The sequence below is a fragment of the Ruegeria sp. CDSB022 genome (assembly GCF_059611145.1).
Window position 1 is genome coordinate 78,639 of sequence record NZ_JBXWOZ010000008.1, and the last position, 22,195, is coordinate 100,833.

20 protein-coding genes are annotated in these 22,195 nt (G+C 58.1%); 10 read left to right on the top strand and 10 right to left on the bottom strand.

The features are described from left to right. Positions 1 to 10 precede the first annotated feature (10 nt). The 6 genes from AC2FIZ_RS13550 to AC2FIZ_RS13575 all read right to left on the bottom strand — a co-directional run bounded on the left by AC2FIZ_RS13550 (position 11) and on the right by AC2FIZ_RS13575 (position 6,186). Positions 11 to 1,036 carry a trans-3-hydroxy-L-proline dehydratase gene (locus AC2FIZ_RS13550; RefSeq protein WP_282021742.1) on the bottom strand — a complete coding sequence of 342 codons (1,026 nt, stop codon included), beginning with the start codon at positions 1,034 to 1,036 and terminating at the stop codon, positions 11 to 13. An 11-nt stretch (positions 1,037 to 1,047) separates the two neighbouring features. Continuing rightward, entirely contained in the window at positions 1,048 to 2,286 is a 1,239-nt protein-coding gene (locus tag AC2FIZ_RS13555) for an NAD(P)/FAD-dependent oxidoreductase (RefSeq protein ID WP_496791173.1), read from the bottom strand. Further along, positions 2,283 to 3,215 carry a 4-hydroxyproline epimerase gene (locus AC2FIZ_RS13560; protein WP_281972959.1) on the bottom strand — a complete coding sequence of 311 codons (933 nt, stop codon included), beginning with the start codon at positions 3,213 to 3,215 and terminating at the stop codon, positions 2,283 to 2,285. Before AC2FIZ_RS13560 ends, AC2FIZ_RS13555 begins: the two co-directional genes overlap by 4 nt. After that, a complete protein-coding gene (locus tag AC2FIZ_RS13565) occupies positions 3,206 to 4,165 on the bottom strand; it encodes a dihydrodipicolinate synthase family protein (protein ID WP_496791175.1) in 960 nt (319 codons plus the stop codon). The genes AC2FIZ_RS13560 and AC2FIZ_RS13565 overlap by 10 nt, the downstream gene beginning before the upstream one ends. 159 nt (positions 4,166 to 4,324) lie before the next feature. Further along, positions 4,325 to 5,383: an ABC transporter ATP-binding protein gene (locus AC2FIZ_RS13570; protein WP_271948765.1), complete on the bottom strand. Its 1,059-nt coding sequence runs from the start codon at positions 5,381 to 5,383 to the stop codon at positions 4,325 to 4,327. Continuing rightward, on the bottom strand, positions 5,380 to 6,186 hold the full coding sequence (locus tag AC2FIZ_RS13575) for an IclR family transcriptional regulator (protein WP_281972961.1): 807 nt from the start codon (positions 6,184 to 6,186) through the stop codon (positions 5,380 to 5,382). Before AC2FIZ_RS13575 ends, AC2FIZ_RS13570 begins: the two co-directional genes overlap by 4 nt. A gap of 140 nt (positions 6,187 to 6,326) precedes the next feature. Between AC2FIZ_RS13575 and AC2FIZ_RS13580 the strand changes: the two genes are divergently transcribed. The 10 genes from AC2FIZ_RS13580 to AC2FIZ_RS13625 all read left to right on the top strand — a co-directional run bounded on the left by AC2FIZ_RS13580 (position 6,327) and on the right by AC2FIZ_RS13625 (position 17,592). Further along, a complete protein-coding gene (locus AC2FIZ_RS13580) occupies positions 6,327 to 7,586 on the top strand; it encodes an ABC transporter substrate-binding protein (protein ID WP_142636170.1) in 1,260 nt (419 codons plus the stop codon). Between the two features lie 94 nt (positions 7,587 to 7,680). Continuing rightward, the gene (locus AC2FIZ_RS13585; protein WP_142636168.1) at positions 7,681 to 8,604 is read left to right on the top strand and encodes a carbohydrate ABC transporter permease; all 924 of its coding nucleotides are present in this window, start codon (positions 7,681 to 7,683) and stop codon (positions 8,602 to 8,604) included. 1 nt (position 8,605) lies between these two features. Further along, positions 8,606 to 9,454 (top strand): carbohydrate ABC transporter permease, encoded by an 849-nt coding sequence (locus AC2FIZ_RS13590; protein ID WP_142636166.1) that lies wholly within the window; start codon positions 8,606 to 8,608, stop codon positions 9,452 to 9,454. A gap of 22 nt (positions 9,455 to 9,476) precedes the next feature. Then, positions 9,477 to 10,817: an alpha-glucosidase/alpha-galactosidase gene (locus tag AC2FIZ_RS13595; protein WP_281995059.1), complete on the top strand. Its 1,341-nt coding sequence runs from the start codon at positions 9,477 to 9,479 to the stop codon at positions 10,815 to 10,817. A gap of 25 nt (positions 10,818 to 10,842) precedes the next feature. Further along, positions 10,843 to 12,552 (top strand): IlvD/Edd family dehydratase, encoded by a 1,710-nt coding sequence (locus AC2FIZ_RS13600; protein ID WP_281995058.1) that lies wholly within the window; start codon positions 10,843 to 10,845, stop codon positions 12,550 to 12,552. Then, entirely contained in the window at positions 12,552 to 13,319 is a 768-nt protein-coding gene (locus AC2FIZ_RS13605) for an SDR family NAD(P)-dependent oxidoreductase (RefSeq protein ID WP_142636160.1), read from the top strand. Before AC2FIZ_RS13600 ends, AC2FIZ_RS13605 begins: the two co-directional genes overlap by 1 nt. A gap of 4 nt (positions 13,320 to 13,323) precedes the next feature. After that, the gene (locus AC2FIZ_RS13610) at positions 13,324 to 14,217 is read left to right on the top strand and encodes a 2-dehydro-3-deoxygalactonokinase (protein ID WP_142636158.1); all 894 of its coding nucleotides are present in this window, start codon (positions 13,324 to 13,326) and stop codon (positions 14,215 to 14,217) included. Then, a complete protein-coding gene (locus AC2FIZ_RS13615; RefSeq protein ID WP_142636156.1) occupies positions 14,214 to 14,819 on the top strand; it encodes a 2-dehydro-3-deoxy-6-phosphogalactonate aldolase in 606 nt (201 codons plus the stop codon). The genes AC2FIZ_RS13610 and AC2FIZ_RS13615 overlap by 4 nt, the downstream gene beginning before the upstream one ends. Then, the gene (locus tag AC2FIZ_RS13620) at positions 14,816 to 15,676 is read left to right on the top strand and encodes an SMP-30/gluconolactonase/LRE family protein (protein ID WP_281995056.1); all 861 of its coding nucleotides are present in this window, start codon (positions 14,816 to 14,818) and stop codon (positions 15,674 to 15,676) included. Before AC2FIZ_RS13615 ends, AC2FIZ_RS13620 begins: the two co-directional genes overlap by 4 nt. Next, positions 15,673 to 17,592 (top strand): beta-galactosidase, encoded by a 1,920-nt coding sequence (locus tag AC2FIZ_RS13625; protein ID WP_496791178.1) that lies wholly within the window; start codon positions 15,673 to 15,675, stop codon positions 17,590 to 17,592. The genes AC2FIZ_RS13620 and AC2FIZ_RS13625 overlap by 4 nt, the downstream gene beginning before the upstream one ends. Before the next feature lie 27 nt (positions 17,593 to 17,619). On the opposite strand, the gene AC2FIZ_RS13630 is transcribed toward AC2FIZ_RS13625, so the two are convergent. From AC2FIZ_RS13630 to AC2FIZ_RS13645, 4 genes are all read right to left on the bottom strand, one after another. Then, positions 17,620 to 18,870 (bottom strand): ABC transporter permease, encoded by a 1,251-nt coding sequence (locus AC2FIZ_RS13630; RefSeq protein WP_142636150.1) that lies wholly within the window; start codon positions 18,868 to 18,870, stop codon positions 17,620 to 17,622. Next, positions 18,867 to 19,787: an ABC transporter permease gene (locus AC2FIZ_RS13635; protein WP_282027181.1), complete on the bottom strand. Its 921-nt coding sequence runs from the start codon at positions 19,785 to 19,787 to the stop codon at positions 18,867 to 18,869. The genes AC2FIZ_RS13630 and AC2FIZ_RS13635 overlap by 4 nt, the downstream gene beginning before the upstream one ends. Before the next feature lie 12 nt (positions 19,788 to 19,799). Next, positions 19,800 to 20,912 carry an ABC transporter ATP-binding protein gene (locus AC2FIZ_RS13640; protein WP_142636146.1) on the bottom strand — a complete coding sequence of 371 codons (1,113 nt, stop codon included), beginning with the start codon at positions 20,910 to 20,912 and terminating at the stop codon, positions 19,800 to 19,802. 117 nt (positions 20,913 to 21,029) lie between these two features. Then, entirely contained in the window at positions 21,030 to 22,154 is a 1,125-nt protein-coding gene (locus AC2FIZ_RS13645; protein ID WP_496691368.1) for an extracellular solute-binding protein, read from the bottom strand. Between the last annotated feature and the right edge of the window lie 41 nt (positions 22,155 to 22,195).

Below are 22,195 nucleotides of genomic sequence, written 5' to 3' on the forward strand. Positions count from 1 at the left end.
TGGGCAAAATTCAGACGCCCCAGGTATCGCTGAGCTTATATCCGCCCGGCCAGGGATCGTCCGGGTCAAGCATGTGTTGATGTGTACCGGTAATCCATCCGCGGCCACTGATCTCGGGAATGATCGCGGCACGCCCCCCGATCGTTGTGGCCTCGACGACCTGTCCGGTGAAAGACGAGCCGATGATCGAAACCGCCTGGAAAGATTGCCCGACTGCCATTTCTCCCTTGGCGGCCATCAAGGCCATGCGGGCAGAAACTGCGGTACCGGTAGGGGACCGATCAACTTTGCCCGGCTGGATCGCCACGGCGGATTTTCCGCGCAGGCCATTTGCTACCCGCTCGGTCGGGCCACAAAAAGCGCAGAATGAAATGTGATTCCAGTCCGGGTTTTCGGGATGCGTAAACCCAATTTGTTCGTTGGCCGCATTGGTGATCGCTACACCCAGCCGCGCAATGTCACGCGCCTCGTCCTGCACGATGTCAAACCCAAGCGCCGCCGCATCGACCACCACGAAACTGTCGCCCCCATAGGCCGTATCCACGGTCAGTGTGCCAAGGCCCGGCACTTCAAGCGGAACGGCGAGCCGGTCTACAAAACTGGGCAGGTTCTGCACAAATATGCGCTCGGCCTTGCCATTCCGGCATTCGGCGCGCACCGGGACCAGCCCGCCCGGTGCCTCAAGCGTCAGATGTGTAACCGGTTCCTGCATCGGAATGATCCCGCTATCCAGCAGCACGGTGGCCACGCAGATCGAGTTTGAACCAGACATTGGCGGTGTGTCTTCGGGCTCCATGATAATGAAGCCTGCATCTGCTTGCGGATGTTTGGGCGGCACCAACAGGTTTACATGACGAAATACACCCCCGCGCGGTTCATTCAGGACAAAGTTGCGCAAGGACTGGTCGCGCGCGATGAACGACCGCTGCTCCCATAAGGTATCACCGGGTGGCGGAAGAACACCGCCAACGATGACATCTCCGACCTCGCCTTCGGCATGGGCGGAGATCACGTGGAGAGTTTTGATACTGCGCACGACCCCCTCCCTCAGAACCGGCCAGCAGCAAAGGGGGCTGGCGAAATCGGGGGGGCCTGACGGTCAACCATGGCCCCAACAAGCTCGGCCGTGCCAGCGGATTGGGTCAGCCCAAGATGCCCATGGCCGAACGCATAGAACACGCAAGACGCATTTGGAGAAACACCGATGACCGGGATGCTGTCAGGCATCGACGGCCGGAACCCCATCCATTGCGTGCCTCCTTCGGTCTTGAGGCCGGGTAGAAACTCTTCGGCTTTGTGCAATAACGTGTCGGCTCGTTTGAAATTGGGGGCGAGGTTCAGACCGCCCAACTCGACCGCGCCGCCGATCCTGACGCCATTGTTGATCCGGCTGGCAACGAACCCATGCCGCGAGAAGGACAGGTGCATCCGCAGATCAAATGCACCTTCGGGCAGGGTCGTGTTGTATCCACGCTCGGTTTCAAGCGGGAATCGGTCACCAAGAGTTCGGGCGATATGATGCGACCATGCGCCGGCAGCCACGACCACTTTCGTCGCGTCCACGGGCCCTTCCGCCGTTTCAAGGCGCATGCCACTTTGCTGTGGCACCAACGTCTGAATATCGCGCCGCTCGATCCGGCCTTGCCGGTTTTGAAAGGTCTGGGCAAGGCGCTCGACCCATTTCTTGGGATCAACAGTATTCAACCAGTTGGGCGTAAATCCCGCATGAGTGAACCGAGGACTGAGACCCGGCTGTTTTTCGGCAATCGCCTCGGGGCTTTCCAGCAGTTCAAAGTCGATACCATGCTGGCGGCGCACCTCCCAGGCGGGCAGGCTTGCACGGTATTCGGCCTCGGATTCGTACAGCTGCATCTGACCGTCGCGCTGCATCATCGCCTCGCCGTCAACCGCTGGGATCAACCGTTCAAGCGCGGCACTGGACAGTTGCATGAGGCTGGCCTGAGCGGCCAACAGCTCGGCATAGCGACCGGGCTGGCTGGCCCGCCAGAAACGGTACATCCAGGGTGCAATCTGGACTGCATAGGCAGGCGGGATAGACAGGGGACCCAACGGGTCCAGCAGCCACTTTGGTGCCTTTTTCATGATGCCGGGCGTTGCCAGAGGCTCAACCTCGGAAAAAGCAAAGGCCCCGGCATTTCCGGCTGATGTCTGCGCCGCAACGCCTTCCTTGTCCAGAACCAGCACGGCATGACCCCGGCGCTGTAATTCCAGCGCAATGGTCATGCCAATCACGCCAGCTCCGATGACGACGATCTGCTGGGTCATACCTCAATCCCCGAACGGAATGGATCAGCCTCGGCAAACATCAACCGCGATTCCGCAATGACATAGGCCTGCCCGGTGATCGAGGGGATGACACCGCCGTTGGGCCCAGCCTGATAGGACAGGCGATAGGTGCTGCCAATGACACTTTGCTGGACGATTTCCTGCCCCGGGGCCAATAGACCCTCAGCGGCCAGACAGGCCAGCCGAGCAGAGCTGCCGGTGCCACAGGGCGACCGGTCGTAATTGTCATCCGGGCACAGAACAAAGTTGCGGCTGTGAATCGCTTGCTCGGGCGATGCGTCCTGAAAGATTACATGATCAATCGGTTCACCCTGCTCGCCGCCAACCCCCTGCGCGATCGAGGCTTTGCGGATAGCAACGGCCCTATCGGTCAGCTCCCGAATATTGGCCGGAATGACGGAAAGCGGGCTTGGATCGACGATAAAGAACCAGTTTCCACCATAGGCCACATCCCCTGCAACCTCACCGAAACCGGGCACATGAAGTGAAATGTCGCTGTGAACGCGGCGGCTTTCGATATTCGTGACCGTGACAGTATTGGCATCGTGCAGCTCGACCGTGACAACTCCGGCTGGCGTTTCGATCCGATGTATTCCAACATCGATCCGACCAAGATGCGCCAGTGTCACGGTCAGGCCAATGGTTCCGTGGCCGCACATTCCCAAAACAGCATCGACATCAAAATAGATCACGCCGGTGACACAGGTTGGATCAACCGGTTCCACCAACAAGGCCGCGACCATGGCCGGTTGTCCGCGCGGTTCAAGCATGACCGAACGATAGAAATCCCTGTATTCGGTGTCCAGCCGCCGGGCGCGTTCAGCCAGAGGGCCAGAGCCCAGATCTGGAGCGCCATCGAGGATGACCCGGGTCGGTTCTCCTCCGGTGTGGCTGTCGATCACATGCATTCTGCGATCACCCCACCTTGTTTCAACCAATCGGCGAACCAAGCCCCAAACAACGCGTATTGCTGTTCGCAATAATTCCGCTGTGCATCTGTCAGGGCATCAGTTTCATTGAAATGCAGGCGGTATTCCTCTTCCCCGTTCAACACCAGAAGATGCTTGTAATACAGCACAAGATCCGGACCCTCATCAAAACTGGACAGCACCTGAATGGCCTCGGTCAGTTCTTGCGCCCGTAACCGGGCTTCGGCATCGCCCCGCGCGGCCTTTTGAGAAAGCGCAGCCAACAGCAACGCCTCACGTGGGAGGGCCGTTCCGATCCCGGTGATCGACCCGGTTGCCCCACAGTTGACGAAACCGTGGTAAACCTCGGTGTCCACACCCACCATCAACGTCACATCATCATCCTGACTGGTGATGTTTTCCGCAGCATAGCGCAGATCGTCCTTGCCCCCGAATTCCTTGAACCCAATGAGGTTAGGGTGTTCGGCGCGCAGGGCAAAGAACAGATCAGCCTTTGTAGCGAAACCATAATATGGGCTGTTGTAGATAATTGCCGGCACGTCCGGCGCAGCGGACAGGATTGCCTTGAAATGGTTCTTTTGCGCAGTTGATGAGCTCCCGCGGGACAGAACCCGGGGAATGACCATCAACCCGACAGCGCCGACCTTTTGCGCATGTGCAGCGTGGGCCTCGGCGGATTTGGTGTTGATTGCCCCGGTTCCGACCACAACCGGCAGCCCGGCATCCACCAGACGTTCCACCCCTTCCATGCGCTGCGCATCCGTCAAAAGCGGCCAGTCGCCCATGGATCCGCAATAGACAACCGCAGACATGCCTGCGTCGATCATTTGCTTGCCCTTCCCAACAAGTGCGTTGAAATCCGGCTGCCGATCCGCCGAGCAAGGGGTCATGAGCGCGGGCATCGTACCGCTAAATACATTGGTCGACATACGGTGCTATCCTCTAGTTACAGGGGTCCAGATAGGCGTCATGCGCCCGTTTTCACGCGATAACGGATATTGGATACAAAATCCATACATAATTCGACGCAAAAAGCCCGCGTTGGACCTTTCGTTTGACGCGGGTGTTTTTGACTGTCTAAACGGCGATTATCTCAACCGCAGGCCGGTTTCAGGATCAAACAGCATGGTGCGTTCCGGGCGGATCGAAATACCGATGCGTGTACCCTGCTTACTGCGCTCGTCTTCGCGCTCTTCAACGATCAGCTTGTCGCCATTCGATGTCAGCAAATAGGAATAGCTGACGCCACCAAGCGCCTCGGTCAGATCAACGGTGCAGGTATCGCCTGACCGATCAACCTGAATATGTTCCGGGCGGATACCCAGCGTGACCCGAGACAGACCCAAAGGAACCGATGCTGGGACGGGCAGAGGCTGAGTGATCGCCGGATGAGTCACCTGACCATCAACGATGTCGCAATCCAGAAAGTTCATGGCAGGCGAGCCAATGAACCCTGCTACAAACTTGTTATCTGGATCCCGATACAGATCCATCGGCGCACCGACCTGTTCGATCCGACCATCTCGCAGCACCACGATCTTATCGGCCATGGTCATCGCCTCGACCTGATCGTGAGTCACATAGATCATGGTCGCGCCAATTTCATTGTGAAGCCGGGCAATTTCCACACGCATCTCAACGCGCAATTCGGCGTCCAGGTTGGACAGAGGTTCATCGAACAGAAACACCTCGGGGCCGCGCACAATCGCACGCCCGATGGCAACGCGTTGGCGCTGACCACCCGACAGAGCCTTGGGTTTGCGCTTCAGGTACTGGTCCAGCTTCAGGATACCCGAGGCTTCCTGAACCTTCCTGTCGATCTCGGCTTTTGCCACGCCGTTCATCCGCAGGCCAAACCCCATATTCTCGGCCACAGTCATATGCGGGTACAGGGCATAGGTCTGGAACACCATCGCCACGCCCCGTTTCGCCGGGTCCTGATGTGTCACCTCGCGCGCGCCGATGTGAATTTGGCCCTCAGTCGTTTCCTCAAGCCCTGCGATCATCCGCAACAAGGTGGACTTCCCACAACCCGATGGGCCGACAAAGACACAGAATTCACCATCCTCGATTTCGAGGTCGATTCCGTGAATCACCTGTGTCTGGCCATACCGCTTAATCGTTTGGTTCAGAGTTACTCCGGTCATGTCGCTTGTATCCTGTCCTTCTGGCCATCGGGGCGTGTTTCAGGGAACCGCCAGGCCTGAGCTTCGGCCGCGATTTGTTCGGCCACCCGGCGCACGCGGGGAATCCAAGCCTCGAGCTGGTCGAAATTCATCCGCTCAGTCGAGCCGGTCACCGAAATTGCACCCAGCATCCGCCCGCCCGGCGTTCGGATCGGGCAGGCAACACAAATGATCCCCGTCTCGTGTTCTTCATCATCCAGGGCGTAGCCCCGGCTGCGGATCAGTTCCAGATCGGACCGCAGCGCAGCTTCCGAAGCTAGGGTCTTTTCCGTAAACCGGTGAAAGCTTTGCTGTGAGATCACCTTGTTCAGCTCGGCCTCATCCAGAAAGGCCATCATCGCCTTGCCCACACCCGTACAATAGGCCGGTCCGACCTTGCCCGCCTGTGAATACATCTCAACCGGCTGGGCGGCATTGCGCTTATCGACATACAGAACCTGACCAGAATCGAGCTGCGCCAGATGCACAGTCTCGCCCGTTTCACCGCTGAGCGTATCGAGAAAAGGCCTGGCAATCGGCGCCAGTGAGCTTTGCGTCCACGCCGCATGGGCCAGCCGAACCAGCCTCAAACCCGGTGCATAGGTCTGCCTATCCGGGTCATAGGACAACATCCCCTGATTGGTAAGGGATTGCAGAAACCGATACAGCGTTGCTTTGGGAAAGCGGCTGCTTTCGAGCAGTTCCGCAAAGCGAACTGGCCGCTGAAACGCGGCCACCTGATCCAGCACGTCACATGCTTTCCCTATCGTTCCATCACCTGCCACGGGCGCTCTGTCTCCTCGGATTAACCTGCGGCCTCAGCCAAGAGGGTCTTGACAAGACTAACCGAGTCGATGTGTAGTTTTCAACATATAAAACTAAGTTCCAATATATGGAACTAAAATGGAAGCTAAGGGAGGAAACCATGCATTCCATCTACAAGCGCACCACGGCCGCGCTGGCCATGAGCGTTGCACTTGCTGTTCCCGCCTCTGCCGAGCTTACCGGCGAATTGCGGATATTCCTGGACACATCGAACCCGGCACCCCGGGCCACGATGGAAGCAATGATCGACAGATTTCAGCAACAGCATCCGGATTTGGCCATCGAGACAACGGTGATCGACCGCGAGGCCTACAAAACCCAGATCCGCAACTTCTTGACTGCGGATACGCCGGATGTCGCCACGTGGTACGCGGCGAATCGGATGAAACCCTATGTCGAGGCTGGCCTGTTCGAAGACGTCTCGGACCTGTGGGCGGAACCTGCGATTGCGGACAATCTGGCCTCAACCAAAGGTGCGATGACGATCGACGGCAAACAGTGGGGCGTGCCCTACACCTACTATCAGTGGGGCGTTTATTATCGCAAAGACATCTTTGACGAGCTGGGCCTGACCGAGCCCGCAACCTGGGAAGAAGAGCTGGCGAATTGCCAAAAGATCGTCGATTCCGGTCGCGCCTGCTATACGATCGGCACCAAGTTCCTGTGGACTGCCGGTGGCTGGTTCGACTACCTGAACATGCGCACCAACGGCTATGACTTCCACAACCAGCTGGCCAATGGTGAAATCAGCTGGGAGGATGACCGGGTCAAGCAGACCTTCGCCAACTGGAAACAGCTGATCGATATGGGTGCCTTCATCGACAACCACCAGACCTATAGCTGGCAAGAAGCTCTGCCCTTCATGGTCAACGGTGATGCGGCGGCTTATCTGATGGGCAACTTCGCCGTGGCGCCGCTGCGTGAGGCGGGCCTGAGTGACGACCAACTGGACTTCTACCAGTTTGTTGCCATCAACCCCGATGTCGAACTGGCCGAAGATGCACCGACCGACACGTTCCACATCCCGTCAAACGCGGCGAACAAAGAAGCCGCCCGTGAATTCCTGCGCTTCGTTGTGTCTGCGGATGAACAGACCGAGATCAACAATGGCTCGAATCTCGGCCAGTTGCCGGTCAATGCTCAGTCCTCGGTAGATGCCGACAAGTTCCTGCAGCAGGGCTTTACCATGCTGTCGTCAAACAGCCCGGGCGGAGTCGCCCAGTTCTGGGACCGCGACGCACCGGCAGAAATGGCCAAGGCGTCGATGGAAGGCTTCCAGGAATTCATGGTCAAGCCAGACAATGCGGACAAAATCCTGGCCAAACTTGAACGGGCGCGTCAGCGCATCTACGACAACTGAACCGGTCAGGATTGGCAAAGCCAATCCTGAGCCATGACCTGCGTAAGGCGGGTATCAACCCGCCTTACTCCGCCTACCAGAACCGGGGACGCCCATGACCGCCGTCGATACCCACGAACAAGAAAGCTGGTTCCACCGAAACCAACAGCGCATCGCGCCCTGGTTATTTTTGGCCCCAGGCCTGTTGTTCTTTATGGTCTATGTGATCATTCCGGTCTTTCAGTCCTTCAACCTGTCGCTTTACGAATGGGACGGCCTGGGGGCTGCCGAATATGTCGGCTTTCGCAATTATGAAGACCTGTACTGGGAATGGTCGGACCGGGATGCCTTTTACATCTCGCTCAAAAACAACCTGATCTGGCTGCTGCTCTATCTGGCGGCGATTCCGGCGGGTCTGTTCATCGCGCTGTTCCTGAACCAGACGGTCTGGGGCATTCGCCTGTATAAATCCCTGTTTTTCTTCCCCTTCGTGATTTCTCAGGTGGTCGTTGGCCTTGTGTTCACATGGTTCTATGACCCCACATTCGGCCTGTTGAACGAATTCCTCGGATTCTTTGGCATGGGCCCGGTGAACGTGCTGGGCGACGAGCGTTTCGTCACCTATGGCATCATCTTTGCTGGCCTCTGGCCACAAACCGCCTATTGCATGATCCTGTACCTGACCGGCCTCAACGCCGTGGACCCCGAACAAATCGAAGCCGGGCGGCTGGACGGTGCCAAGAGCTGGCGGATGTTGTGGCATATCATCCTGCCGCAACTGCGCCCCGCCACCTTCATTGCCTTTGTCGTCACCATCATTGGTGCGCTTCGCAGCTTTGACCTGATCTCAATCATGACACAGGGCGGTCCGTTCGGATCATCGCGCGTGCTGGCCTATTACATGTTCGAGGTCGCCTTGTCCGAATACGGATTCCGCATGGGATATGGCGCAGCTATCGCGGTGATCCTGTTCCTGATCATGCTGTGTTTCATCGGTTATTTCCTGTGGTCGATGTACCGCGAAGAAAGGGGGCACTGAGATGTTTCCCAAGCCAATCGAAAAACAACCTCGTGCAGCGCAGATCACCTATCAGGCGTTGCTGCCGCTGGCCTTGCTTTTGTGGCTCGGGCCGTTGCTGGCCGTCGCCTTGTTCTCGGTCAAACCCGCCGCGGATTTCACCAATGCCAACTACTGGGGGATGCCGTCCAGCTTTGAGGGCGCATTCAACTATGGGCAGGTGTTTTTCAATTCGGATATGCCGCGCTATCTGATGAATTCCTTCCTGATCACCGTTCCCACGGTCATCGGGTGCGTCGCGCTCAGCAGCATGACGGGGTTTGCACTCGGCATCTACAAATTCAAATCGAACCTTTGGATCTTCTTCCTGTTCGTAGCGGGCAATTTCGTGCCTTTCCAAATCCTCATGGTGCCCGTGCGCGACCTGACGCTGGACCTGGGCCTGTACAACACCAAGACCGGGCTGGTCTTGTTCCACATCGCGTTCCAGACCGGGTTTTGCACCCTGTTCATGCGGAATTTCATCCGCGCCCTGCCCTTTGAACTGATCGAGGCAGCGCGGGTCGAAGGGATCAGTGAATGGCGTATCTTCTGGTACGTGGTGCTGCCGCTGATGAAGCCCGCCATTGCGGCGCTCAGTGTGCTGATCTTTACCTTCATATGGAACGACTATTTCTGGGCTGTAGTGCTGACGCAAGGTGCTGAGAGCCAGCCTGTAACCGCAGGGATCACCAGCTTTAACGCGCAGTTCCGCGCCGCCTATCAGCTGATGAGTGCCGGTTCCATTGTCGCGGCGCTGCCGCCGGTTGCCATGTTCTTCCTGATGCAGAAACATTTTATCGCGGGCCTGACACTCGGTGCCGTGAAATAACATCAAGCTAAAGGTTTGCCTGATGACCAAAATCACTTTTATCGGGGCCGGTTCCACGATCTTCATGCGCAATATCGTGGGCGATGCCCTTTTGACCCCCGCCCTGGCCGACAGCCATTTTGCCTTGATGGATATCGACACACAGCGCCTGGCTGAGAGCGAATCCGTGGCCCGCGCCATGGTGCGCTCGGTCGGCACGGGGGCCACCATAACCACCCACACCGATCGACGCGCCGCATTGGAGGGGGCGGATTTCGTGATTACCGCCTTTCAGATCGGAGGGTATGACCCCTGCACAGTGACTGACTTCGAGATCCCCAAGCAATATGGCCTGCGTCAGACCATCGCCGATACGCTGGGCGTAGGAGGGATCATGCGCGGGTTACGCACCGTTCCGGTCCTGTGGGACGTGGCCCAGGACATGATGCAGCTCTGCCCCAACGCGACGCTGTTGCAATATGTGAACCCGATGGCGATCAACACCTGGGCTTTGGCCGAACGGTTTCCGACATTGAAACATGTCGGCCTGTGCCATTCGGTGCAAAATACGGTCGAGGAACTGGCCCATGATCTGGACCTGCCCAAGCACGAGTTTCGCTATAAGGTCGCAGGCGTCAACCATGTGGCTTTCTTCCTCAAGCTCGAGCATCAGGGACGCGATCTGTACCCTGCGCTCCGACAGGGATATGCCGGTGGACAGCTGCCGAAACCGCCCCTTTTGATGCCACGCTGCCCCAACAAGGTCCGATACGAAGTGATGGATCATCTGGGCTATTTCTGCACCGAAAGCTCGGAACATCTGGCCGAATATGTGCCCTGGTTCATCAAGGACGGGCGCGACGATCTGATCGAGCAGTTCTCGATCCCACTGGATGAATATCCCACCCGCTGCGTCGAGCAGGTCGAGGACTGGAAAGAACAGGCCAAGACCCTGACCGACGGGCGTGCGGTTGAGGTGTGCCGCAGCCACGAATTCGCGGCGGACCTGATGAACGCCATCGTGACCAATACGCCCTACACCGCCTATGGCAACCTGCCCAATACCGGCCAAATCCCGCAACTGCCCTTGGGGGCTGCTGTGGAAACGCCATGCCTGGTGGACAGCAACGGGGTGCAACCCTCGGTCGTGACCGACCTCCCACCGCAGCTGATTGCGCTTATGCGCACCCAGATCAACGTGCAGGAACTGACCGTGCGGGCGCTGACCGACCAGAACCCCGAATACATATACCACGCCGCCATGATGGACCCACACACAGCCGCCGAGCTCGACCTGCGACAGATCCGCAATCTGGTCAGCGATCTTTTGATCGCGCATGCGGATTGGTTGCCGGATTGGTGCAAACCGGCCAAAGCGGCGTGACCCTAAGATTACAAGGCTGACAATAATGACAAAAAAACGCCGCTCGCAGCATTGGTATGGCAAGCTGGACAAGGATGGTTTCATCCACCGGTCCTGGATGAAGAACCAGGGCTTTCCCGACCATGCCTTTGACGGGCGTCCCATTATCGGCATCTGCAATACATGGTCCGAACTGACGCCGTGCAATTCCGGCCTGCGCGATCTGGCCGAAGGCGTCAAACGCGGCGTGTGGGAGGCCGGCGGCTTCCCGGTCGAATTCCCGGTCATGTCGCTGGGTGAAACCCAGATGAAGCCCACCGCCATGCTGTTTCGCAACCTACTGGCCATGGATGTCGAAGAATCCATCCGCGCCTATGGGATTGACGGCGTGGTTCTGCTGGGTGGCTGTGACAAAACTACGCCGGGGCAACTTATGGGTGCCGCCTCGGTCGATCTGCCCGCCATCGTTGTCAGTTCCGGTCCGATGCTGAACGGTAAGTATCGCGGGCAGGATATCGGCTCGGGCACGGATGTATGGAAGTTTTCCGAAGCCGTGCGCGCCGGGGAAATGACCCTGCAGGATTTCATGAATGCTGAATCCGGCATGTCGCGCAGCGCCGGTGTCTGCATGACCATGGGCACCGCGTCGACCATGGCATCCCTGGTCGAAGCAATGGGCATGAGCCTGCCCACCAACGCCGCGCTACCCGCCGTAGATGCTCGCCGAATGGCGCTGGCGCATCTGACTGGCAAACGGATCGTCGAGATGGTGGATGAAGACCTCAAACCCTCGGACATTCTGACCAAAGAAGCCTTTGAAAACGCCATTCTGGCCAATGCTGCCGTGGGCGGCTCTACCAACGCCGTGGTGCATCTGCTGGCTTTGGCCGGTCGTGTAGGCATCGACCTGACACTGAAGGATTTTGAGATCGGGTCGGATATCCCGCTGCTTGTGAACTGTATGCCCTCGGGCCAATACCTGATGGAGGATTTCTGCTATGCAGGTGGCGTGCCTGTGGTTTTAAACGAACTCAAACCCTTCCTACGACCTGCCAAAACGGTTCTGAACAAGGATATATCGGCCCATTACGAAGGTGCAGAATGTTTCAACCGCGATGTTATCCGTCCCTTCAACGACCCAGTAAAACCTGCCGCAGGCCTGCGTGTGCTGCGCGGCAATCTGGCGCCGAACGGGGCCATTGTGAAACCTTCGGCGGCCACGGACGCACTGTTGGAGACCGAGGCTGTGGCCCATGTCTTCGAAAGCATCGAAGATATGAAGGCCAATATCGACAGGGATGACCTGCCGGTGACGCCCGAGACTATATTGGTGCTGAAAGGCTGTGGACCCAAGGGTTATCCCGGCATGCCCGAGGTTGGCAATATGCCGATCCCGGCCAAGCTGGTGAAGGACGGTGTGCGCGACATGATCCGTATCTCGGACGCACGGATGTCCGGCACGGCATTTGGCACTGTCATCCTGCATGTCAGCCCCGAAGCCCAGGCGGGCGGCACGCTGGCGCTGGTCAAAACCGGTGACCGTATCCGTGTATCCGCTAGCAAGGGCGCGCTCGAGTTGCTGGTTGACCAAGTTGAACTGGACGCCCGACGCGCCGCATGGCAACCGGATGCTCCGCATTACACCCGCGGCTATGCCAAGCTTTACATAGACCACGTCCTGCAGGCCGATCAGGGTGCGGACCTGGATTTTCTTGTCGGCAAAGACACCCGCCTTGTGACCAGAGAGAGCCACTGATGGACCAACCCGCCACTTTCCACGACCTGAACGGTGCATCCGTCTTTATCACCGGAGGTGGTTCTGGTGTCGGGGCCGCTTTAACGGACGGATTTCTGGCGCAGGGTGCGCAGGTCGCCTTTATCGGGCGCTCCGACGCCAGTGCCTTTGTTGATGAGATGCGCGCCAAGCACGGGCGCGGGCCGCTGTTTCTGCAAGGCGACATGACAGATACCGACCTGCTGCGCGCCTCAATGGCCAAAGCCGCCGAGGCCCATGGCCCCCTTGGTGTGCTGATCAACAATGCCGCCAACGACAAGCGCCATTCGCTTGACGAAACCACGCCCAAATTCTGGGACTGGATGATCGAGGTGAATCTGAAGGCGTATTTCTTTGCCTGCCAAGAAGCCGCACGTCAAATGCAGGACAAGGGCGGATCAATCATCAATTTCAGCTCGATCAGCTATATGATGGGTAATTCCGGTTATCCGATCTATACGACATCAAATGCCGGGATCACCGGGATGACCCGGTCGTTGGCGCGCGAGCTTGGCCCGCAGAAAATCCGCGTTAATGCGCTGGCCCCCGGATGGGTTCTGACACAGAAACAGCTGGACATGTGGGCCACGCCAGAAGATCTGTCCGCACATCTGGAACGCCAATGCCTAAAGGACCACCTGACGCCCGAGGATATGATCGCACCGACCCTGTTTCTTGCGTCGGAAGCCAGTCGCGCCATGACCGGGCAATGCATGGCCGTTGATGGCGGTGTTGTAGTAACAGGATGAGAACATGACAATCGAATGGATCGCTGTTGATTGGGGAACAACTCATCTGCGGGCATGGGCAATGCAGGGTGACACCATTCTGGACCAGGCTCAGTCCGCAAGCGGCATGGATCAAATTCCCCGGGATGGGTTTCAAAAAGCACTGCTGGACCTGATCGAGGGCTGGCTTGGCGATACGGTCATGGATGTGGTCGCCTGCGGTATGGTGGGTGCGCGCCAAGGCTGGGTCGAGGCACCATATTCCGCTGTACCTTCGGTTCCTGTTCCCGATGCACCTGTCCGCGTTCCGGCAACAGATCCCCGTATCCGCGCCTTTGTCGTACCCGGGCTAAAGCAAACAAGCCCCCCCGATGTCATGCGCGGAGAAGAGACACAGATCGCCGGTTTTCTGGCCCACCGGCCAAACTGGGACGGCATCATTTGCCTGCCCGGAACGCATACCAAATGGGTACAGGTCAGCGCGGATGAAGTCGTCAGCTTCCGCACATTCATGACAGGCGAAATCTTCGGATTGCTCAGCAATCAATCCGTCCTGAAACATACGGTCAGCGAAGGCTGGGACGACGCAGCTTTTGCCGAGGCTGTGGCGGATGCCCTGTCCCGACCGGAACAACTTGCCGCGCGCCTTTTCGGCCTGCGGGCCACTGATCTGCTGCAGGGTCAGGACTCCGGTGTCGCACGCGCGCGTCTGTCGGGATACCTGATCGGAGCGGAACTGGCCGCGTCCCGTCCCTATTGGTTGGGCCAGCAGATTGCCATTATCGGGGACCAAAGCCTCTCGGAAATCTATGCCATCGCGCTGAAACAGCAGGGTGCATTTGTTGAAATAGCCGACAGCACGCAATCTACATTGGCAGGTCTTTTGCAGGCCCGAAATCTGACGAGGCAAACCGCATGAGCCGTCCTATCATTGCAATTCTGCGCGGTCTGCAACCCACCGAGGCCGCCGAGGTCGGGCAGGCCCTGATCGACGCGGGCATAGACCGGATCGAGGTGCCCCTGAACTCACCCGATCCGTTGACCAGCATCGGCATTCTGGCGGAACGTTTCGGCGATCGCGCATTGATCGGCGCCGGAACCGTCCTGACCATCGAACAGGTCGATGCGGTGGCCGGGGTCGGCGGCAAGCTGATTGTCTCGCCAAATTTCGACGCTGAGGTGATACAGCAGACGATCAAACTGGGCATACAAAGCTGGCCAGGCGTCTATACCCCGACCGAGGCCTTTGGCGCGCTCAGGGCAGGGGCAACCGGGCTCAAACTGTTTCCGGGCGTGATGGCGGGGCCCTCGGGCCTGGCCGCAATACGCCCGATCCTGCCCAAGGACGCGCTGGTCTTTGCCGTCGGTGGGGCAGGCCCCGAAAACTTTGCCGAATGGCTCAAGGCCGGGACGGACGGGTTCGGGATCGGGTCGGCCCTGTATAAACCGGGAATGGCCGTTGCCGACATTGCAGAGCGCGCGCGAAAGATCGTCTTGGCCTATGACAAGGCCGCCCAATGAGTGTCGTGTTTGACGACCGTCCCTGCGATCTGGGCGAAGGGCCTTTGTGGCACCCGGAACGGGCGCAGCTATTCTGGTTCGACATCACCGGCAACCGCCTGATGACCCAGAAGGACGGGCATCAGCAAAGCTGGCAGTTCCCGGAAAATGTTTCAGCAGCGGGCTGGGTGGACAGGGACACGCTGTTGATGGCTTCCGAGACCGGGCTGTGGCGCTTTGACCAGAAAACCGGCGCGCGTAGCTTGGTCACCCATCTAGAGGCGGACGATACGGTCACCCGTTCCAACGATGGCCGCGCTGATCCCTGGGGCGGTTTCTGGATCGGCACCATGGGCAAGAACGCCGAACCCGGCGCTGGGTCCATCTATCGGTTCTGGCGCGGAGAACTGCGGCGGCTGGTGCCGGATGTCACGATCTCGAACGCCATCTGTTTTGCGCCGGATCGCTCTTGCGCCTATTTCACCGACACGGTCACCAGACAGGTCATGCGCTGGAGTTTGGACCCGGAAACCGGGTGGCCAGAAGGCCAAAGCACCGTGTTCCTCGACCTTACCAAAGACCAGCTGAACCCTGATGGAGCAGTGGTCGATACGAGCGGAAATATCTGGATCGCCCAATGGGGCGCCAACCGCGTGGCTGCTTACTCGCCTGAGGGTCGGTTCCTGAAGGCAGTCAGTTTTGACGCGGCCCATGCCTCGTGCCCGGCTTTTGGCGGGCCAGACCTGACAACGCTGTTCTGCACCACCGCTCGCCAAGGGCTGGATGCGGCACAGATTGAAACCCAACCTACCAACGGAATGACCTTTGCCGCGCCCGACGCAGGCAAAGGTCAGGCAGAGCACAGAGTCATCCTATGAACCCCGAACTTGGCGTTTGCTATTACCCCGAACATTGGCCAGAGGCGATGTGGGCGGACGATGCAGCACGTATGGTCGAAACCGGCCTGACATGGGTACGGATAGGCGAGTTCGGCTGGAGCCAGATGGAGCCCACGTCTGACGATCTGCACTTCGACTGGCTGGATCGCGCGATCGAAACCTTAGGTGCTGCCGGGTTGAAAGTGGTGCTGGGCACGCCAACAGCGACGCCGCCACGCTGGATGCTGGACAAATACCCGGACATGCTTGCCGTGGATGCGCAGGGTCAGCCGCGCAAGTTCGGATCTCGCAGACATTATTGCTTTAGCCATACCGGGTATATCGAAGAATGCGTTCGGATCGCACGTGTCATGGGCGAACGCTATGGGCGCAACCCGCATGTCGCTGCATGGCAGATCGACAATGAATATGGCTGCCACGACACCACTGTCAGCTATAGCCAACCCGCCCTACACGCCTTTCAAAACTGGCTGGAAGGTCAATACAGCACGATTGGAACCCTGAATGCAGCGTGGGGAAATGTGTTCTGGTCAATGGAATATGACAGGTTTGATCAGATCGACCTGCCGAACCTGGCAGTGACAGAACCCAACCCGGCCCATGTTCTGGCCTTCCGGCGGTTCAGTTCAGATCAGGTGGTGGCCTTCAACAGGGCACAGGTCGAAGTGCTGCGGCCCCTGACCGATGCGCCTTTGCTGCACAATTACATGGGGCGTGTGCTCGATTTCGACCACTTCGCAGTGGGTACCGATCTGGATATCGCCACATGGGACAGCTATCCGATCGGGTTTCTATCTGACCGGCTTGAGGCGGATAAGGCACATAAGTCGGCCTTTCTGCAGCAAGGCGATCCCGACATGCAGGCCTTTCATCACGATCTGTATCGCGCTGTGGGGCGCGGGCGTTGGTGGGTGATGGAACAGCAACCCGGCCCGGTCAATTGGGCCCCTTACAACCCTGCGCCCCTGCCGGGCATGGTGCGCCTGTGGTCGCTTGAGGCCGTGGCGCATGGGGCAGAAGTGGTCAGCTATTTCCGCTGGCGGCAGGCGCCCTTTGCGCAAGAACAGATGCATGCAGGACTCCTGACGCCGGACAACCGCTCTGCCCCGGCTTTGGCCGAGGCGCGCCAAACCGCCGATGATCTGGCCGGGCTGGGAGCAATCACACAGGCCCGAACGGATGTCGCGATTCTGTTCGACTATGCCTCGGATTGGGCCTGGGCGACGCAACCTCAAGGGGCTGGGTTCGACTATTTCAAACTGGTCTTTTCCACCTACCAAGCGCTGCGCCGGGCTGGATTGTCAGTGGACTTCCTGCCTGCGGATAACATCCCAAAGGCGGGGTATAAGGTAATCCTTGCACCGGGTCTGGCAACCATCAGTCCAGATCTGGAACAGCGCCTGACCGATGGTTGTGATCTGGCTGTTCTGGGCCCGCGCTCTGGCGCCATCACGCTGGACTTTCAGATACCCGCAACTGGTCGCCCCGGGCTGACTGCACTGGATTGCACTGTCGATCTTGTGGAAACTCTGCCCCCTCAGGTGACCCGGGAAGTTGATGGTGGCGGCGCAGCCCGTCACTGGGTTGACCGCCTGTCAGGAAAGGCCCCGGACCTTTTGACATTTCAAGACGGAACACCTGCCCTGAAAGGGACCGACCACATGTGGTATCTGGCCGGGTTCCCGAATGACACGTTATGGGATCGCGTGATCAGCAAGGCCGCTGCTCGGACAGGCATTGCCTTGCATCCGATGCCTCAGGGTCTGCGGCGGCGCCAGACGTCCGGGCATACATTCCTGATCAACTACAATTCGGCGCCCGTTGAATGGAACGGCCGGATGATCGAAGCCTGTGATGTGTTCATTCAGGAAAATGACACGCCCGCCGAGGGGTAACCTCGGCGGGCGCAAACTGCGAGGCGCTTAGTTCGCCTGCAAACTGTTGGGATCAAAGGCACCGCCATTGCCCGAAGGCGTTTCAGTACCAGAATCCTCTTCTTCGTCACCCAGAGTATTCGGCGCAAACACATTGCCGAAACCGCTGTTATTCGAGGGTTTCGGGGCCGATTCCTGCGCACCCTCACCCTCTTGCTCAGCCGCTTCCGCCTCGCGCTTTTTGCGCTGTTCTTCGCGCTGCTTGCGCAGCTCTTGAATACGCAGGTCAGCTTCAAGGCGCTTTTGCTCTTTGACATCTGCGACACACTGAGCCGGATTATAGGCGGTTGCGGTTCCGACCACAGTGATCGTGGCAACCGCAAAGACAACCAGCAGAACCGCAGCAAGGTTCCCGGCAAAGAAACTGGGAAGCTTGATCTTGCCCGCCAGTTCCTCGACCGTAGCGTTCTTGCGTGCAGCAGCCACCAGTTCCTGTCGCTTCAGCTTGGCTTCGTTCAGTAGGGCAAAGAACACCGTCAGCGCCACGATGATGAAGGCCAGCGCCGAGATCGAGGGCGTGATGCCATAGCGCACCTTCTGCGCCAGTTCGATGGTCAGCGTCGGGTATTCACCAAAGGTGAAGGTGGTGGTGTTGTAGTTCTCGAACGAGGCCAAGAACGCCAGCACAGCCGCGCTAGCAATCGCCGGACGCATGAACGGAAGCATGATCTTGCGGAACGCCTGAGCATGGGTGGCACCCAGATCCAGCGCGGCCTCGGTCAGCGCCATATCATAGCGCTGCAACCGTGCCACCAGCACCAGCATGCAATAGCTGGCGATAAAGGTGGATTGGCCAATCACCGTCAGGAATATCCCGTTTGACAGGAAACTGTCGGCACCCAAGCCCAACATCCGGTTGATCCGGTCCCAGAACACCAGTGTCGAGATACCCAGAACAACGCCCGGGATCAGGATCGGCGCGATGATGACCGTATAGTAGGTCGCGCGCAGTTTCGGCCAGATCTGCGTCAGCATCAGCGCGCCCGCAAGACCCATCGCCACCGATAGAACCACCGTTCCGGCGCCGATGATCAGTGAGTTCTTGATGCCGTTCAGGATACGTTGGTCCTGAAACAATTCGCCAAACCACTGGAAGGTTAGACACTCCCACGGTGTCATCCTTGGGAATTCGGACGAGTTGAAGGCCGTGACCGACATGATCACCAGCGGACCCAGAAGGTACAGGAAGAACAGCACCAGGTAGACCCAGATGCTTACACGGAGGAAGGACAAATTCATTTCCCGATATCCCCCATATTCACCTTGAACAGGCGCATTATGGCCAGCACGAACAAGATACAGGTCACCAGCAGAACGATGGCGTAGGCGGCACCCTGCGGCCAGTCATTGTTGTCGTTGAACTGCTGATAGATCAGCTGCGTGAACCACAGGGAGGACGGCCCACCCAGAATTTGCGGCGCGGCCAGCGCACCTGCGGACAGCATGAACACCATAGTACAGCCCGAACTGATCCCTGGCTTGGCATAGGGAATGACCACGCGCCAATGGATACGCCACCAGGGGGCTCCCAAATCTCGCGCCGCCTCGATCTGGTTTTTATCCAGACTTTCTATGACGTTATACATCGGGAAGATCATCAGCAGGATATAGGCATAGCCCAGCCCGGCATAGAGCGCGATGTCATTGCGGATGAAATCAAACGGCATATCCCAGACCCCCAGCCCAGTGAACAGCGTGTTCAGTACACCGGTTTCGCCAAAGATGATTCGCAGGGCAAAGGCGCGCAGGATCTCATTGATCCAGTAGGGGATGATCAGCATGATCGCAAAGATGCGGATGTGACTGCCCTTGGACTGACCCAGATAATAGGCGATCGGATAGCACAGGATCAGGTTGAAGATCGTAACGCATACCGCGGCCAGAAGGGTGCGGAAAAACACCCTCAGATCGACGGAGTTATAGTCCTGGCTGCCGCCTTCCGGGCCATAGATCAGGTATTTGTAGTTCTCCAGCGTATAGACATCTTTTGGCCCCCCGATCTCGGGCGGGGGCAGGTTTGGCCGGAATGAGAAATCCAGCATCGACAGCTGCGGCAGGATGATCAGGCCGATGGTCCAGAACAGGACCAAACCCAGTATCATCAATCCCATGCCGGTGCCGTTGCGGTTGAAGAATTCTTTCAGAAAATGGGGCATATTTTTATCCCCTTATTCCGCGGCCAGCTCACCCGCTGGAACCAGAACCGCATTATGGGTCTGATATTCCAACGTGATGGTCTGCCCGGTATGGTCATCGAAAGATTGGCCTAGATTGGGCAGCGATACCTTAATTTCCTTGCCGCCATCGCCTTCGGTGAAAATATTGAAGGCGTTACCTTCGAATTCTTCATGGTTCACGCGGGCGGTTACAAAATGGTCGCCCACTGCACCGTCCGGTGCAATCGCCAGCGCCTCGGGGCGAATGAACATCATCGCGTCATCGCCTTCTTTCAGCTTACCCTGATTTACAGTGGAAATCCGTGCAACCAGATCGCCGGATCGGTTGGTTGCAATCAGCGCCTCATCTCCCATGACTTGCTTGATCTTGCCGCGGAAAACGTTGTTTTCGCCAACGAACGACGCCGCAAAAGCCGTGTTGGGGTCATTGTAAATTGTCTTGCCATCGGCAATCTGGTCGATCACTCCTGCACGCATTACGGCGATATTGTCCGACATGGTCAGCGCTTCGCCCTGGTCGTGGGTGATGTAGATGAAGGTGATACCGACACGCTTCTGAATCTCGCGCAGCTCGGTGCGCATATGCTGGCGCAACTTCAGGTCCAGCGCCGAAAGCGGTTCGTCCAGCAGCAGTACATCGGGTTCGGCACATAGGGCGCGGGCAATCGCCACGCGCTGACGCTGACCACCCGAAAGTTCGCTGGGCAGCTTGTCACCCTGTCCCGGCAGCGCGATCATGTCCAACAGCTCATCGGCCCGCTTGCGGCGCTCGGCCGCGCTGGCGCCTTTGATCTCCATCGAGAAAGTGATGTTTTCCCAGACTTTCATCAGGGGGAACAGCGCGAGGTTCTGAAAGATCAGGGCAGTCGGGCGCTTGTTGGGCCCGATGCCGCGCATGTCATTACCACCGATCAGAACCTTACCCTCGCTGGGGTCCAGAAACCCCGAAACAGCGCGCAAAATCGTTGTCTTGCCGCAACCGGATGGTCCCAGGAACGAAAAGAAATCGCCCCCGTTTATGTTCACATTTGCGTCCCGCACCGCGACAAAATCGCCGAAACGGATCCACAGGTTTTCAAGATCTACACCGACCCCTGCACTCATTTTTGGTATCTCCGATTGATGCGCTTGGTGGTGCGCACCCAAATGGGTTCCGTCACGCAGTGGCGTGCGGGTTGGGAGCCCCCCGCGTTTGGCGGAGGGCACTTTTTTGAAAAGCTATCAGGCGCTTTTGAACTTGTTGACGAACTCGGTCCGGGTTTCCGCATACCAGGGCGCTTCGGCCGGCCACGGATTGAGGTTGGCCAGCGAGTCGCCCGGATAGGCTTCGGCGAAGTTCTTCTTGTAGGTGTCGCCCGAATATTGGTCGGCACCCAGAACGGGCGAGTTGTACCCGTGGCTGTCGATCGCAACACCGGCCGGTTTGGCCTGGTAGGCAAAGTCGATGAAGGCATAGATCTGGTCGATATTGGCAGCACCTGTTGGAATTGCCATACCATCAACCCAGGCCATCGCCCCCTCAACCGGAGCCTGATAATGCACAGGCTCACCTGCAGATTTAAGTGCCAGCGGCGGGCCATCCCATGTCTGGCCAACAATCACACCTTCGTTCAACAGACCGTTCTTCTGTGTGTCCGCGTCGTTCCAGATCAGCTTGATGCGGTTTTTACGTTCGATGCACCAATCTGCGATCTGACCCCAAACCTTACGCATGGTATCTTCGTCGCCATAAGCGGCCCAGACGGAACCGGGCTCCATCTCGCCTGCGCGCTCCATGTACAGGCCTGCGCCCAGCATCATCGAGTGCGCGCGGCCCATGGTTTTACCTGCGTTTGCCTCGGACCAGACATCGCCATAGGACGGTGCATCACCTTCAGGCAGCCACAGGTCAGTCCGATATGCGATGCCTTCGGTGCCCCAGATATGTGGCAACCAATGCACACCGGAATCGCCAAAGTTCCAGGCATCTGTACCAATCGCTGCCATCGCCGGGTTCACCAGATCAATCGGAACCTTGTTCATGTCGAATGGCTGCAACAGCTCAAGCGGTTCCCACTGCAAAGACCGGTTATTGGTCGGCGACACGATGTCGAAACCCTGCCCCTTGGTGGCCTTCATCTTGTTGATGATTTCTTCGTTCGACCCGATACCGGTATAGTTCACCTTGATTCCGGTCAGTGTCTCGAATTCCTGCAAGAATGCTGGCGGCAGGTAATCGGACCACATCAGAATGTTGATCTCACCCGAGGACGCCAGCGCGCTTTTGCTGTACAGCGGTGCAGCAAGTGCTGCCGCCCCTGCGCTCTTCAAGATAGTACGTCTGGAAAGGTTTTTCCGTTCGGCCATATTCGATTCTCCCATAGTTGGACTTTCAGTCCTATTGTTAT

Bases quoted from the DNA above. Each gene is read 5' to 3' on its own strand.
- AC2FIZ_RS13570 (WP_271948765.1), bottom strand. From the start codon at position 5,383: ATGACCGGAGTAACTCTGAACCAAACGATTAAGCGGTATGGCCAGACA.
- AC2FIZ_RS13605 (WP_142636160.1), top strand. From the start codon at position 12,552: ATGGACCAACCCGCCACTTTCCACGACCTGAACGGTGCATCCGTCTTT.
- AC2FIZ_RS13610 (WP_142636158.1), top strand. From the start codon at position 13,324: ATGACAATCGAATGGATCGCTGTTGATTGGGGAACAACTCATCTGCGG.
- AC2FIZ_RS13640 (WP_142636146.1), bottom strand. From the start codon at position 20,912: ATGAGTGCAGGGGTCGGTGTAGATCTTGAAAACCTGTGGATCCGTTTC.
- AC2FIZ_RS13620 (WP_281995056.1), top strand. From the start codon at position 14,816: ATGAGTGTCGTGTTTGACGACCGTCCCTGCGATCTGGGCGAAGGGCCT.
- AC2FIZ_RS13580 (WP_142636170.1), top strand. From the start codon at position 6,327: ATGCATTCCATCTACAAGCGCACCACGGCCGCGCTGGCCATGAGCGTT.
- AC2FIZ_RS13615 (WP_142636156.1), top strand. From the start codon at position 14,214: ATGAGCCGTCCTATCATTGCAATTCTGCGCGGTCTGCAACCCACCGAG.
- AC2FIZ_RS13590 (WP_142636166.1), top strand. From the start codon at position 8,606: ATGTTTCCCAAGCCAATCGAAAAACAACCTCGTGCAGCGCAGATCACC.
- AC2FIZ_RS13595 (WP_281995059.1), top strand. From the start codon at position 9,477: ATGACCAAAATCACTTTTATCGGGGCCGGTTCCACGATCTTCATGCGC.
- AC2FIZ_RS13565 (WP_496791175.1), bottom strand. From the start codon at position 4,165: ATGTCGACCAATGTATTTAGCGGTACGATGCCCGCGCTCATGACCCCT.
- AC2FIZ_RS13585 (WP_142636168.1), top strand. From the start codon at position 7,681: ATGACCGCCGTCGATACCCACGAACAAGAAAGCTGGTTCCACCGAAAC.
- AC2FIZ_RS13630 (WP_142636150.1), bottom strand. From the start codon at position 18,870: ATGAATTTGTCCTTCCTCCGTGTAAGCATCTGGGTCTACCTGGTGCTG.
- AC2FIZ_RS13560 (WP_281972959.1), bottom strand. From the start codon at position 3,215: ATGCATGTGATCGACAGCCACACCGGAGGAGAACCGACCCGGGTCATC.
- AC2FIZ_RS13645 (WP_496691368.1), bottom strand. From the start codon at position 22,154: ATGGCCGAACGGAAAAACCTTTCCAGACGTACTATCTTGAAGAGCGCA.
- AC2FIZ_RS13600 (WP_281995058.1), top strand. From the start codon at position 10,843: ATGACAAAAAAACGCCGCTCGCAGCATTGGTATGGCAAGCTGGACAAG.
- AC2FIZ_RS13555 (WP_496791173.1), bottom strand. From the start codon at position 2,286: ATGACCCAGCAGATCGTCGTCATCGGAGCTGGCGTGATTGGCATGACC.
- AC2FIZ_RS13625 (WP_496791178.1), top strand. From the start codon at position 15,673: ATGAACCCCGAACTTGGCGTTTGCTATTACCCCGAACATTGGCCAGAG.
- AC2FIZ_RS13635 (WP_282027181.1), bottom strand. From the start codon at position 19,787: ATGCCCCATTTTCTGAAAGAATTCTTCAACCGCAACGGCACCGGCATG.